The following is a 13,554-nucleotide window of genomic DNA, read 5'->3' on the forward strand; positions in this document are numbered from 1 at the left end:
TAAGCATAGTTCTATTTTCGAATTTAATCGTTAAAAGTGGCGCTCATTTGCTGAAATTGTTAGGGTTGATTAAATTTCAATTAACAAGTATCAGAATGAAACCTTATCTATCTCCTATTTTGTTATTAGCCACTAGCGCGTTTAGTTCAATTTCTTTTGCTGATGTAAGTTACCACCTTACTATTGAAAATGGCTCTCATCATATCGGCAAAGTTGATGTTATTTTTCCAAGCGGAAATAATACTCTCGAAGTTTCTTTACCCTCTTGGCGCACTGGGCGTTACGAATTATTAGATATGGCCAATGGAATTCGTTTATTTGAAGCGAAAGACGATAATGGCAATGCGTTAAGCTGGCATAAAATAGATTCGAATACGTGGAAAATTAACGCTTTGCCAACCTCTAAAGTTACTATCTCTTATGAGGTTTATGCAAACGAATTAGCTATGCGTTCGCGTCATATAGATGATAGTCATGCTTTTATTGATGCGTCTGGTTTCTTTATGTTTTCAGAAAAATTCCGAAATGAAAATGTAACAGTTGATTTAGACGTGCCTAGTGAGTGGCGCAGTGTTTCAGGTATGGAAAAGGGACAGCATGAACACCAATTTGTTGCAAAAGACTATGATGTTTTAGTCGATTCACCGATTGAAACAGGCATCAACAAATTGTTCAAATGGCAAGTCGATGGCCGCGACTATGAACTTGTTATTTGGGGGGATGGTAATTATGACACAGACAAAATGATTACTGACTTAAAAAAATTAGTGAAAACAGGCACAGATATTTGGCATGCTTATCCATATAGTCGTTATGTATTTATGGTGCATGCAACCAGTGGTGCACGTGGCGCTACTGAGCATTTAAATTCAACTATTATTCAAAGGCAACGTGATTCCTTTTTAAAAAGAGATGATTACATAGGTTTTATTACTACTGCATCTCATGAGTTTGTTCACACATGGAATGTAAAGGGATATCGTCCAAAAGGGCTCACGCCTTATAATTATACGGACCATAATTACACCGATTTACTGTGGATTGCTGAAGGTTCAACAAGTTACTTTGATGATTTACTGCTTATTCGTGGCGGCATTATAACGCTTAAAGAGTATTTCAAAAGTCTATCAAAAAATATAAATAAACACCTTGAACGTCCTGGTAGAGAAATCCAATCGGCTGCTGACACCAGTTTTGATAAATGGATTAATCAAGGCGGCGATCATGATATTAACTATTCAACTAATATTTACAGCGAAGGTGCGCTTATTTCATGGGCGCTTGATGCAAAATTAATTGCAGATAGTAAAGGTAAGGTAAGCTATCGCGACGTACATAAAGCACTGTATAAAGACTTTCCATTGCCTAAAGGTTTCACAAATAATGATGTTAAACAGATTTTAAAAACCGTATCTGGTAAAGACTACAGCTCATGGTGGCAACAGAATGTTGATTCGCCAGCAGAACTTAATTTTAAACAAATGCTAAATACAGTAGGACTAGTTTTTGATTATCCTAAAGACGTCACCTTCGAAGCTCAAGCTGAAATGTCAGGCAAGTATGAAAATGGTCAATTATTTGTAGAACGCGTTAAGAGAAACGGTGCTGCTTGGCAAGCTGGATTAACAACGGGTGATATTGTTATTGCGATTAATGGTAAGCGTATTAGTGAATCATTTGATAAATACATTAAACGTTTTAATGCTGGCGAAAAAATCGAAATTAGTTACTTCCGTCGTGATACTTTAAATACAACTCAAGTTACATTAAGTGAAAAAGCAAATAAACCTAAAAACATACGTTTAGCGAAAAATCCAACACGACAACAAAAAGCATTATTCAAAGCGTGGCTAGGTGTTGATTACCCAAAAAGCCTTTAACTTTTTGAGGTACTAACCCTGTGTTAGTACCTCTTCTTACACTTTAACTTTATTTTTTTATTTACTTATCATTATTTAAAATAAAAAATAATAGCTAACTCAATACACATTAAGGAACAATAGTGTTAAAAAATTTAATCATCACATTTCTTTTTATCCCGTTATCACTTGTTGCTAAAGACTACAGCTCTCTTTATAACAAGCTTGATAAATCAGTCGTTATTATTCATTCAGACACCCAAGAGGTGCGTGCCGAAGCAAACCAGTTAGTCACTAAAACAGCAAGCAGTTTAGGAACGGGTACGCTCATTAATAAAGAGGGTTTGATTTTAACTGCTGCACATGTTGTAAATAGTGCAGATGAGTTAACTGTTAATGTTAAAAACCGTGGTGAGTATAAAGCGAAGGTAATTGCGAGTTTTCAGGCTGCTGATATTGCGCTTATTAAATTAATCACAAATGACAAAAATTTTCCTTTCGTTAAATTAGGCGATTCAAATAAAGCGGAAATTGGTAATGAAGTCTTTGTTATCGGTACTCCTTATGGCCTTGAGCATACTTTAACAGTGGGCCATTTAAGTGGTAGACGCATTCATAAACACCCCAGCTTTAACGAAATTGAGTTTATTCAAACTGATGCTGCAATCAATCAAGGTAATTCAGGCGGACCTCTATTTCTAGCCAGCGGCGAATTGATTGGGGTTGTAAGTTACATTCAGTCGCAATCTGGTGGTAATGAAGGTCTAGGATTTGCGGCAAGTACCGCTATGGTAAAAAATATTTTGATCGACCAACCTATGATCTGGTTTGGTATTGAATATAGCTTTTTAACTCCGGTAATGGCTGCAGCATTAAATGTACCGCAAAGAGCAGGGCTTTTAATTGAAAAAGTGGCAACACAAAGTTTTGCAGAAAAACTTGGATTAAAAGGAGGAGTTATTCCTGCTGTTATTGATGAAAAACCGGTTATTTTAGGTGGTGATGTAATTTTAGCGGTAGGGCCACACATTTTAACCGGTGAAGAGCAAAATTATTTGAATATTCTCCAATATACGAAATCACTTAAAGGTGGTGAAAAAATCAAATTCAAAGTTCTAAGAATGGGACACGAATTGGAATTGGAAGCCGAATTACCAGATGTTAAAATAAAACTACTTTAAACAATTAAATACAGAAAAGAAGTGGTTAACACTTTCTTTTCTGTCAGTTTATACATAATATTAACCTTAGTTTAAAAGGAGTTTAACTATGGCCAAGTCAGGTGACAAAGGTACCTTACATAAAGATATTATTTTGTACTTTATTTTAGTGATTGCTATTGCTGCAATACCTGTGCTGTATTTCCAATTTATTCAATAAACAGTATCCACTCGAACACTACCTCCACTAAGGTAAACAATCCTAACATTGGAATCTTTATGAAATTGCATGTTGTGGTCGATATCTTGCACGACCATAACACGCTGCTTATCTTCCGTTACAATCAACAATTCGATTAGTTGTATGCGCTTTTCTTTATAGCGATTCGAATGATTTTTTGCAATTGAAGCACCTAATAAAGAACCTAATACGGTAGCAGCGACTTGACCGCTACCGTCACCAAATTGATTACCTATTACTCCGCCAATTACAGCTCCACCTAAATGATGCCACCCTGCTGATTTATCGCGAATAAGCTCTGTTTCTGATATCTTACGCACAGATTCAATCTTACCATAAACAACTTTCTCAACTGGCACAGCTTTATTACGCTGATATGCATCAACTGATGAACTTGTAGTAAGCAATAAAAGTGAACAAACAATAACAAATAGTCTTATCATCAGGTACTTACCAGCCTATACGTTTCTTTTCACGATTTTTACGGATCTCTGTTTCATCCGCCCATTCTACTAACCCTGTTTTTAAATCCATTAAACGCATTGTAAATTTATAATAAACGTCTTGTTTATCTTTATTGAACTTAACAATACTTGAGAGATTGCCGTAAAGCATATATTCGGCGCCTACGTGTTGTCCAAATGCGATTGCTGAATTAGCGTCGACCATTCCGCCATCTTGTTGATAGGTTAATTGTTCACGTGCAGCTTCAACGCGTGCCATATCAACAAAGCGTACACTTCCAGAGCGCAATAACTTAGTTGAAATAGAATCGGTAATTGATTCTGTATCAATATGTTCGCTGGTTTTATTTTTAATTCTTTCAACAAAGAAAATAGGGCGCCCACTTTTACTAAATTCAGCCATCGCAGGAGAAACTAATAAAGAATCTGTCATCTCTGCAGCTACTTTTTGTAAATCGGTTGAACCAAAACCAATATCAACTGTTTCAACTTCTGTGGCATCTCCATATGTAACAACTTCACGGTTGGCACAGCCTGTTAGTGTCAGTATTGTTAATATGGAGGTTGTTAATAGTGTCTTTTTCATAAAATACCTTCAAAATTTTATTGGTTATGCATTAAAAACGGTAAATTGTTTCATTAACTTCACGCACATATAGCGTAAATTTTGCAACGTTTTTTGTTGGGGCAATTGCGCCTAAATTAACAACTTGATGGCCATGAAGTGCTAGTGATTTCCAAGGTTCTTTACCTTCTTCGATTACAAAGCCATCTTTATCAAACCAATTAAAATGATATTGTAAGTTTTGTGTTTTCTTATAATTACTCGTTAATTCTAAGTTTACATCGAGCAAACCATTGGTGGAACGGGTTAAAACATTGGAGATATATAAACGCTGACCAAGTTCTTTATTGTCTACTCTTAGGTGTTTTTGCCATGAATCATTTAGTGTGATTTGGTCACTACCAGTACCAGATGTGACGGGTTTGTTGGCACATCCTTGTATAAATATTAGTAAAATAAAAAGCGCGATAGTATGTTTCATAACTTCACCTATATCGTATAAACAGAAGTGTTAAAGGTTGAGCCAATAGAGACAACTTTAATTAAAACCGACTGTTTGGCTTGAGAATTAATCGTTACTGGGTGTGTCTTCCCATTAAAATCAATATTTAGAATATGCTCACCGTGAGGTAAGTAGGTTTTCGCAATTTGGTAATTATTTGCCAGTGTTAGCCAAGAACGGGTATCAGCACGTTCGCTTGCAAGGTTGTAAAGCGTAGCAATAATATTTCCTATATCGCCACCGTTTCTTGCTGCACTTTGGCGAAATTCTTCTTTTGCTATTAAACGAGTGACTTGCCTTGCAACTATTCCAGGCATGCGATCTTTTAAGTCTTTAGCTGCTAGGGAAGACAATTTAACAATTGGTTCCGTCGGAATGCTATTATTTTCAAGATTAATAACTGCAGAAGTTTGCTGAGAAAAACTATCGTTATAACTTGGCATTGCCACACTGTAAAAACGCATATCATTTTTTGATGTAAATATAGGTAAATCAATGCGTGATTCCACTTTTTCGGGAATTAGTCCTTGCTCAAAAACAATGAGGACAGGGCTAAGTTTAGGGTTACGGCTTTGCGAGGTACGATTAAATTGTTGCTTGAATAATTGATATTCATCATCAAAAGATAAATATTTTGCTAACCGTAATAAATCATCCTGCAAGTAGGTATTGTTTGGAAATATTTCAACGGCACGTTTGTAATCTATGTAAGCTGAGTTATATTCGCCTACCGCTTCGTATAAAAAACCGGATAAATAAAAGGTAAAAGCATTTTGAAATCCATTTTTTACGTCACCAATGAGTGAGTCCATACTAGGATAGCTGTCATATAGCTTATTTAAATCAATATTTGCATTAAGTGCAGCTTTTTCTAGTGAACGTGTATTTGCCTTTAATGCTTGCTCTTGTACTAAATTGGCCCTTCTTATTTCAACTAATGCAGCTTCAACATTATTAAGCGCGATAAAATTAAGTGCTTGTAATGTGTGAACCATAGTCTGTTCGTAGTAGGGGACGAAATATTCTCGAACATTATCGTTTGTTAAAAATGACGCTGTGGTTTCTAATCCTTTGCTTATTTCGATCGATGCAGCAAAATTCTGAGCGTCAATGTGTGTAAGCGCAATATTAAAATCATTTTTGCTCTGTTCAAATTGATTATTAAGCTGCATAACACGACCTTTTTCAAGCTGATTTAGCGTAAAAGAAACGTTATTCTCTGATAGTACTGGTAATAATGACGGTGCATTAGACACATCATTACCTTTTAGCGCACTTCTAATAGGCGCAATTTGCTGATTATAATTTGTGAATAATTGGCTTCCTGAAATACTGCTACATGCATTTAATGTGGCAAATAAAATGGAAGCAATTGTAAAACGAGCTACAAAACGCAAATTTTACCTTAGTAAACTTTTTAATCTTTGTGTTTTATAGTATGTGATGATAACGCTATGTTTTCACGTTTTTTGTTGTTGAAATTTGTAAGAACTCCATAACAAAAAAGCCATGCTTTGCATGGCTTTTTTCAGAATAAAGTTACGTTACTAGTTAAATGTAGGTGCTGAACGTTCTTCTCTTCTTGGTTTGCTTGATCTCTTTTTAAACGTTTTCATTGAACGGTCATCATTAAAACGTTCACGCTTTCGAGGTGGTCGCTTACCACGGTTTTCAGTGTCGTATTGACCTGTAGCACCTTCAACAATGCTTGGGTTTATTTTATGACGGCGAATTGTCACGTTCTTTAATTTTTCAAAACCTTGGCTAGGTAATGTTTTAGGTAACTCAACGTGACAGTGGTTATCAAACAATTTGATATTACCGATTTCACGAGAATTAATTCGTACTTCATTAGCAATTGCACCAACTATGTCACTTGGTTTAACACCTTGTGCACGACCTACTGCAAATTTATAAGTAGCGAAATCACCTGGATTACGACGCTCACGTCCACCTTCACGACGGCCATCTCTGCCTCCGCGTTCACGACCACCTTCACGGCGACCATCACGTGCGCCACGCTTATCTACTGGATCAGCTTGTGGGAACAGTGGAAGTTTTTGCTGTAGCTGATAAAGCATCGCTGCAGCAAGTTGCTCTGTAGTGATTTCAGTTTCTTCAGTGAATTTTGCTAACACTTCTACGTATTTATCAAGATTCGGGCTTGCAGCTACGTTTACAAGCTTTTCTTTTGTTTTTTCAATACGATGTTTGCTTAATTGGCTTGCATCAGGCATTTCAAATGGTGTTATTTGGCCTTCTGTTGCACGTTCTAAACGGTTAAGAAGACGCATTTCACGGTGTGATGCAAATAAAATCGCTTCGCCTTCACGACCAGCACGGCCAGTACGACCAATACGGTGAACATATGATTCACTATCAAATGGTAAATCGTAGTTAATTACGTGACTGATACGCGGAACGTCAAGACCACGTGCTACTACATCAGTTGCAATTAGAATATGAATACGGCCATTTTTAAGCTGGTCAACAATACGCTCACGGTCTTGTTGCTGCATATCACCATTTAACGCTGCAGCTTTAAAACCTTTGTTTACTAGGTGCTCACTTAACGTTAGGGTATCGTTACGAGTACGTACGAAAACGATCATTGCATCATAATCTACAACTTCTGCAATACGCTCAAGACCAGCTGTTTTACCAATAGCACCAACACGCCAAGCGCGCTGTGTGATATTCGCTTTAGCTTGTTTTTCGACAGCAATCTTTACATGTACAGGGTCAGTTAAGAACTGAGAAGTAATCTTTTTGATTGGCGCAGGCATAGTTGCAGAAAAGAACGCCATCTGCGTATCTTCTGGCACGTGATCTAAGATCCATTCAATATCGTCCAAAAAGCCCATGTTAAGCATTTCGTCTGCTTCATCTAATACACATGCTTTTAGATTGTCTAGGTTTAAACGGCCTTTTTCGATGTGGTCCATCATACGACCTGGCGTACCAACAACAATTTGTGGGCCACGTTTTAGGTCACGGTTTTGGATAGTATAAGATTGACCACCGTAAACAGTCGCAATATTTAAACCACGAATGTTTTTAGCAAAATCTGTAATTGCTTCTGCTACCTGAATAGCAAGCTCACGTGTAGGACATACCACAAGCATTTGTGGTGCATTTACATTTTCATCAATACGTGCAAGAAGTGGTAAACCAAATGCTGCTGTTTTACCTGTACCTGTTTGTGCTTCACCGAGTACATCATGACCTTCAAGTAACGCCGGAATAGACTGTTGTTGGATCGGAGTTGGCTCTACAAAACCAAGTTCTGTAATCGCGCTAAGAATAGGGGTAGGAAGGGCTAGTTCTTCGAATAAAATTTTGTCGTTTGACATCTACTACTCAACTTTTTTGCGGCTTTCGCCTAATTAAGATACACGGAGGTAGAGGCCAAATGTAGAAATATACATGGCAGCATATAGCATCAATGAGCAATTAGTTCATCAATTATGTTTGGTCTTTACCTCGTCACACAGTAAACGCATTTAAAGCGTTAATTCCGACGATTGGCTGATAAAGTCCCAAAACACAGCGCTTGCCGGAGATGGTGAACTATACAGTAATAAATCCGTATTGCAAGCTATTTAGGGTGGTCTAGGGATTTATTGTAATACTTTAATTGGTTAAAGAGCCATTTGTTGGTAGTAATTTCGTCTGAATTAGAGCATTTAATTTTATAATTAATACCTGTCCATGAACTTTTACTAGCAATATTGTTGATAAAATCATTGCCATTTTTTGCATAGCGTTTTCCATTGTTATATTTCAATGTGAGATGATTTGCTGCTTCTTTGGCTGTAAAGGCAGAACCATTTCTGAAAAATATACAGTCGCTTTTTTTTACTTGTTCTATTAAAAATTGAATGTCCTTAGGCATTGTGGCCATAACTGGACATGTAACCGTTATGATAAATATAAGAATAAATTTAATTCGGGTCATATATAAGGTCCGCAATGACAAATAAGTGGTCGGATAAACCAGCGCCAACTGTTTTATAATGTTTAAACTTAAAATGATGAGAGATAATGATCCAATCAATACGCTTATCACTAAACGTGTCTAGCGTGTTTGACTCAGGCTCAAACAAGGTTAGATCAAAATCTTCGCTTAGTGTTTTTACAACTGAGGTTTGCCAGCGCCAATCAGTGTTAAAGTCGCCCATAATAATGAGTGGTTTTTTATTTTGCTTTAGTTGTTTTGTTAACTCGGTTATTTGTTGAATTCTTACAGATGCTCGCGAAAAATCTAAATGAAGCGACACTAAGCCTATAGATTGGTCGTATCCCAAATCTATTTCGGCATAACTATATCCTTTATTTGTCGTTGGAAAGCTAGGTGCAAAGGTAAATCCTTTGCAGTTTTGTAAAGGATAATTAGACAATATTCCTGTGCCATATTTACCCCACCAAGCATCAACATGATTCGTAACCATATAATGTTCAAAAGATGTGTTCTCAACTAAGTGTTTTGCATGATCAAAATTACCGCTCCACCAAGAAGGAGAATCAAGCTCTTGAAGTGCAACAATGCTTGGCTTATGCAAATTAATGTGAGCGGATAGCGCATCTAAATTTTGTTTAATCTCTTCTGTTGATGTGGTTAATTGTGAGAAATTAATGCCTCGACCATGTGCAATATTTGCTGTCATCACTCTAATAGTCATGTTTTTGTTATTTATACTTTCAGTTTGATGTGTCTTTAAACAACCAACGTTTGAATATCCAAAACCAGAAAAACAAATTAAGAATATTAACCACACCCGATTTACTTTCATCATTACGCGTTTTCCCTTATCAACAAAAAGCGTGTTTTGCTAACAAACTGTTGCAAATGTGAGCTTAATGTACACTGAATTAGATCAATTTGTAGACAGTTGGGTTTTGACTAATATTTTCATTGTTAAAGAAAAAACAGTGTATATAATTCGCTCAAAATTCATTTAGGAGCTATATTATGCTTAAGCTAGTAACATTACTTTCTCTCACTGCGTCATCAGTTGCCTTCGCAAGTAACGATGTTGCACCTAATACATTTTATACTTCAGTATGTAATGTAGCCAAAGCAGATGGATTTCAAGCGGCTAAGTCGTTCGCAAAATCACAGGGCGTGTTTATCAGTAAACATTATTCAGATATTGAATGTAATGGCATTGCGCTTAAACAATTTGCTAAAGCAAAAGAAGCATCAAATTTATCAACGAAAAAATTTGAATTAGTTGATGACAGCAATGCTACACAATTATGTGCAAAAGCAGCTAGCTTGGGCGTTAAAGCGGTAGCTAAACGTTCAGCTAAAGTAAAAGCTTTGAAATGTAATGGTGTGCCGGTTGTTGAATTTGTAAAGAGTGTTCAAACTCAAAGCTAAGTTTTAAGGGTGTGATAATTAAGTTATCACACCCAACTTTATTATCCTGCCAAAAACTCAGAGCGTGTGTTGGTATTTGTTTTAAAAATACCACCTAAAGCGGTTGTTGACGTATCTGAGCTTGCATCCATAACACCACGACTTTTAACACAGTAATGTGTAGCTTTAATTGAGACTGCAACGTTATCTGTCTCCAGTAAGGCTTGTAATGCAATCAGTACTTGTTGTGTTAGGCGCTCTTGAACTTGTGGGCGTTTTGCAAAAAAGCGAACAATACGATTGATTTTAGATAGGCCAATTATCTTTTCATTTGGAATGTAAGCAACTTTTGCGAAGCCATCAATTGTCACAAAATGATGCTCGCATGTACTGGTCAATGAAATGTTATTCACTTTAACCATTTCATCAACTTTCATTTTATTTTCAATTAATGCAATTTTTGGGAAATTTTCGTAATCAAGTCCCGCAAAAATTTCATGAACATACATTTTAGCAATGCGATGAGGCGTTTCATTTAGACTATCATCATTCAAATCTAAACCTAAAGTGTCAACGATTTCAGTAAATAAACCTTTAATGCGTTCGTATTTTTGTTCGGCTGAGTATTCTGTAGCCTTTAGAGGCGTTTCTAAACCTGCATCTAATAACGCTTGTTTTACTAACTGTGCTTCAGATGAAATCATCTTAATTCCTATTGTGGCATATAAGTGCCATTTTCCAATTTAATGAAAGTGTAATACGTATTTTGATATTACATTGATCATTTATTGGTGTTTACGACGCTAAATTAGACGCTTATTTTAGTGAAAATAGGGAATTACTCAATTAGAAAAGTGAATAGTATCGTATACAAGGTTGTGTTTGGTGGTAATTTGTTCACTCAAAGAGGTGAGATGCTCAAATTTACAAGTTATTAAATAATTTATACCCTTATACTTATATCTAATTTACATAACAAATTGTTTTATCGTTATAACTAGAATTGACATTCAAAGTAGGGTAGCTTTGAATTATCTATGAATAAATAGTCAGTGCTTATTTCCATGAAAATATTTGTTTTATTATCAGTGGTAGTCCTTTTTGTTTTACTTTTAAACTTGTTTGGTCGCTTTTTAGCTAAACGTGCAGATAAAAATAAATAGTAAAATGGTGACGCTTCTTGATAGAATAAAATCACTATTAGTAAAGAAGTATATAGTATGGATCTAGTACAATCCCTTTTTAATTACGCATGGCAAATTGTGGTTTACCTATTTTTGCTATGGCTTGTTTATTATTTCTTTACTAACACAAGCAGAAAAACAAAAGTCTCAGTAACTCTTTTATCTGCTCTTGTTATCACACTTGGTATTTCTACCGGTATTCTAGAAGAACAGTTCGAGGATATTGAAGCCGCATCGGAACAACATATAATTCATATCAAGGCAATACAAGAAACATATGATTCTTAATGCTTAAAACTAATAGTTTGTAAAAAAGGTTTTGTAGATAAAAATACAAAACCTTTTTTGTTTATAGCCCAATAGAATTTAATGAACATATCGAAATATGTATAACGTCAATTAAGTGCTTATAATGTACGTTATGTTAAATAGAGTGCATTTAAGTAACCTTGTTATTCTTACCTTTAAAAATGAACTAAAATAATTTGATTATTACTGTTTAGGTATTTTCGTGTGGTAAATAGTATTGTTTATCTCAGTAAAGCTAATCAATAGTTTACTGAACAAGAGTTACAAGATCTGTGTGCTGATTTTGCGGAAAAAAATAAACTGTTTAATATCACAGGTTTTTTATATTTCAAAAATGGTATGTTTTTGCAATACATCGAAAGTTCTGACGATGCTGTTAAAACCCTTTTATAAACGCTTAAAAAAGATGATCGCCATACAATTTATTTTGAGTGTAGTTTTAATACGTTTTCTTCATATGTTTTCCATCTTGGCAAATGAACTGGTTAACGCTTAATCCTGGTATTAGTGAATCAAATCAACAACTGCTGATAAATACTATTCAGTTTATTGTGAATATGGATTTAAGCGAAGGAAATCATTTAGAAACAATTAAAGATTTAGTTTTGCGAGTAAGAGATACAATATATTGTTTATAAAAAAGCCATTACTTTTGTAATGGCTTTTTTACTTATTAATCTGTGATGATTCGCAGCATTCTGCGAAGTGGCTCTGCGGCGCCCCAAAGTAGCTGGTCACCAACAGTAAATGCACTGATATATTCAGGGCCCATCGATAATTTACGAATTCGACCAACCGGAATAGACAAGGTACCAGTTACATTTACTGGTGTCAGTTCTTTACTTGTAACATCACGCTCATTAGGAACAACTTTAACCCATTCATTATGCGACGCTAAAATCGATTCAATTTCTTCAACAGAAATGTCTTTTTTAAGTTTAATGGTCATTGCTTGCGAGTGACAACGCATTGCGCCAATACGCACACATAACCCATCTACAGGGATTGGTTGTTTATTGCTGCCGAGAATTTTGTTGGCTTCTACTTGCGCTTTCCATTCTTCTTTACTTTGACCTGACGGCATAGGCACATCAATCCATGGAATTAAGCTACCTGCTAATGGCACACCAAATTGATCGGTTGGTAGTGAATCTGATTTAATTTTTTCAGAAACAAGTTTATCAACTTCTAAAATAGCCGAAGCAGGATCGAGTTTATCAGCAACTTCTTTATGAATTTCACCCATCTGTGCAATAAGTTCTTTCATATTGCGCGCGCCTGCACCTGATGCTGCTTGATATGTCATAGGGCTCACCCATTCAATCAAATCTTGCTCAAACAGACCGCCAAGGGCTAATAACATAAGAGAGACAGTACAGTTACCACCAACAAATGTTTTAACGCCCTGCTCTAACCCTTGCTTAATCACATCAAGGTTTACAGGGTCGAGCACAATAATACTGTCATCAGCCATACGAAGAGCAGAAGCAGCATCAATCCAGTAGCCATCCCAGCCTGTTTCACGTAAACCAGGGTACACTGCTTTAGTATAATCGCCACCTTGGCAAGTTAAGATAATATCCATTTTTGCAAGTTCGTTAACGTCACTTGCATCAAGAAGTGGTTTTGCATCGCCTGCGATATCAGGACCAAGCTGACCGGTTTGTGAGGTGGTAAAAAAGGTCGCATCAATTTTATTAAAATCACCTTCTTGTTGCATGCGCTCCATTAATACGGAGCCAACCATACCACGCCAACCGACTAAACCAACTTTTAACATAATTCAAATTCCTAAATAAAATGTAATAACTTTTTGATGCGTGAGAGTTATTAATGTTCTGCATTTGGGCAGAAATTCGAATCTATCATTTAGACTTCTAGAAATCTACCGTATAACTGGGATTGTTG

Annotated in this window: 13 protein-coding genes and 1 pseudogene; 5 read left to right on the forward strand and 9 right to left on the reverse strand. The window is 36.0% G+C overall.

Annotated features, from left to right (window positions below):
• Positions 1-95: 95 nt before the first annotated feature.
• Positions 96-1,880, forward strand: coding sequence for a M61 family metallopeptidase (locus ON073_RS03135; protein ID WP_274760404.1), 1,785 nt, complete (start codon positions 96-98; stop codon positions 1,878-1,880).
• A 122-nt stretch (positions 1,881-2,002) separates the two neighbouring features.
• Positions 2,003-3,040: a S1C family serine protease gene (locus tag ON073_RS03140; protein WP_274760405.1), complete on the forward strand. Its 1,038-nt coding sequence runs from the start codon at positions 2,003-2,005 to the stop codon at positions 3,038-3,040.
• 192 nt (positions 3,041-3,232) lie between these two features.
• Here ON073_RS03140 and ON073_RS03145 read toward each other — a convergent pair whose 3' ends face one another.
• The 7 genes from ON073_RS03145 to ON073_RS03175 all read right to left on the reverse strand — a co-directional run bounded on the left by ON073_RS03145 (position 3,233) and on the right by ON073_RS03175 (position 9,587).
• A complete protein-coding gene (locus tag ON073_RS03145) occupies positions 3,233-3,703 on the reverse strand; it encodes a glycine zipper 2TM domain-containing protein (protein ID WP_274760406.1) in 471 nt (156 codons plus the stop codon).
• Between the two features lie 7 nt (positions 3,704-3,710).
• Positions 3,711-4,310 (reverse strand): penicillin-binding protein activator LpoB, encoded by a 600-nt coding sequence (gene lpoB, locus ON073_RS03150; protein WP_274760408.1) that lies wholly within the window; start codon positions 4,308-4,310, stop codon positions 3,711-3,713.
• Positions 4,311-4,341: 31 nt separating this feature from the next.
• On the reverse strand, positions 4,342-4,770 hold the full coding sequence (locus ON073_RS03155) for a YcfL family protein (protein WP_274760409.1): 429 nt from the start codon (positions 4,768-4,770) through the stop codon (positions 4,342-4,344).
• Between the two features lie 8 nt (positions 4,771-4,778).
• On the reverse strand, positions 4,779-6,188 hold the full coding sequence (locus ON073_RS03160; RefSeq protein WP_274760410.1) for a COG3014 family protein: 1,410 nt from the start codon (positions 6,186-6,188) through the stop codon (positions 4,779-4,781).
• Positions 6,189-6,338: 150 nt separating this feature from the next.
• Complete coding sequence (locus ON073_RS03165) at positions 6,339-8,144, reverse strand: DEAD/DEAH box helicase (protein WP_274760411.1); 1,806 nt, start codon at positions 8,142-8,144, stop codon at positions 6,339-6,341.
• 245 nt (positions 8,145-8,389) lie between these two features.
• Entirely contained in the window at positions 8,390-8,695 is a 306-nt protein-coding gene (locus ON073_RS03170; protein WP_274760412.1) for a DUF5329 family protein, read from the reverse strand.
• 40 nt (positions 8,696-8,735) lie between these two features.
• The gene (locus ON073_RS03175) at positions 8,736-9,587 is read right to left on the reverse strand and encodes an endonuclease/exonuclease/phosphatase family protein (protein WP_274760413.1); all 852 of its coding nucleotides are present in this window, start codon (positions 9,585-9,587) and stop codon (positions 8,736-8,738) included.
• A gap of 176 nt (positions 9,588-9,763) precedes the next feature.
• On the opposite strand from ON073_RS03175, the gene ON073_RS03180 reads away from it, so the two are divergent.
• Positions 9,764-10,174, forward strand: coding sequence for an exonuclease III (locus ON073_RS03180; RefSeq protein ID WP_274760414.1), 411 nt, complete (start codon positions 9,764-9,766; stop codon positions 10,172-10,174).
• Positions 10,175-10,215: 41 nt separating this feature from the next.
• Here the strand turns inward: ON073_RS03180 and folE are convergent, their stop codons facing one another.
• The gene (gene folE / locus ON073_RS03185; protein ID WP_274760415.1) at positions 10,216-10,857 is read right to left on the reverse strand and encodes a GTP cyclohydrolase I FolE; all 642 of its coding nucleotides are present in this window, start codon (positions 10,855-10,857) and stop codon (positions 10,216-10,218) included.
• Positions 10,858-11,373: 516 nt separating this feature from the next.
• Here folE and ON073_RS03190 point away from each other — a divergent pair.
• Together ON073_RS03190 and ON073_RS20560 are read left to right on the forward strand one after the other, a co-directional pair.
• Entirely contained in the window at positions 11,374-11,625 is a 252-nt protein-coding gene (locus tag ON073_RS03190) for a hypothetical protein (protein WP_274760416.1), read from the forward strand.
• 282 nt (positions 11,626-11,907) lie between these two features.
• Positions 11,908-12,039 (forward strand): annotated as a pseudogene (locus ON073_RS20560) (BLUF domain-containing protein); the annotation flags it as partial.
• A gap of 280 nt (positions 12,040-12,319) precedes the next feature.
• Here ON073_RS20560 and asd read toward each other — a convergent pair.
• Positions 12,320-13,426, reverse strand: a complete 1,107-nt coding sequence (gene asd, locus ON073_RS03195; RefSeq protein ID WP_274760417.1) for an aspartate-semialdehyde dehydrogenase — start codon at positions 13,424-13,426, stop codon at positions 12,320-12,322.
• Positions 13,427-13,554: the final 128 nt, after the last annotated feature.

This window comes from Pseudoalteromonas sp. G4 (assembly GCF_028875915.1).
In the GTDB taxonomy this organism is placed as follows: domain Bacteria; phylum Pseudomonadota; class Gammaproteobacteria; order Enterobacterales; family Alteromonadaceae; genus Pseudoalteromonas.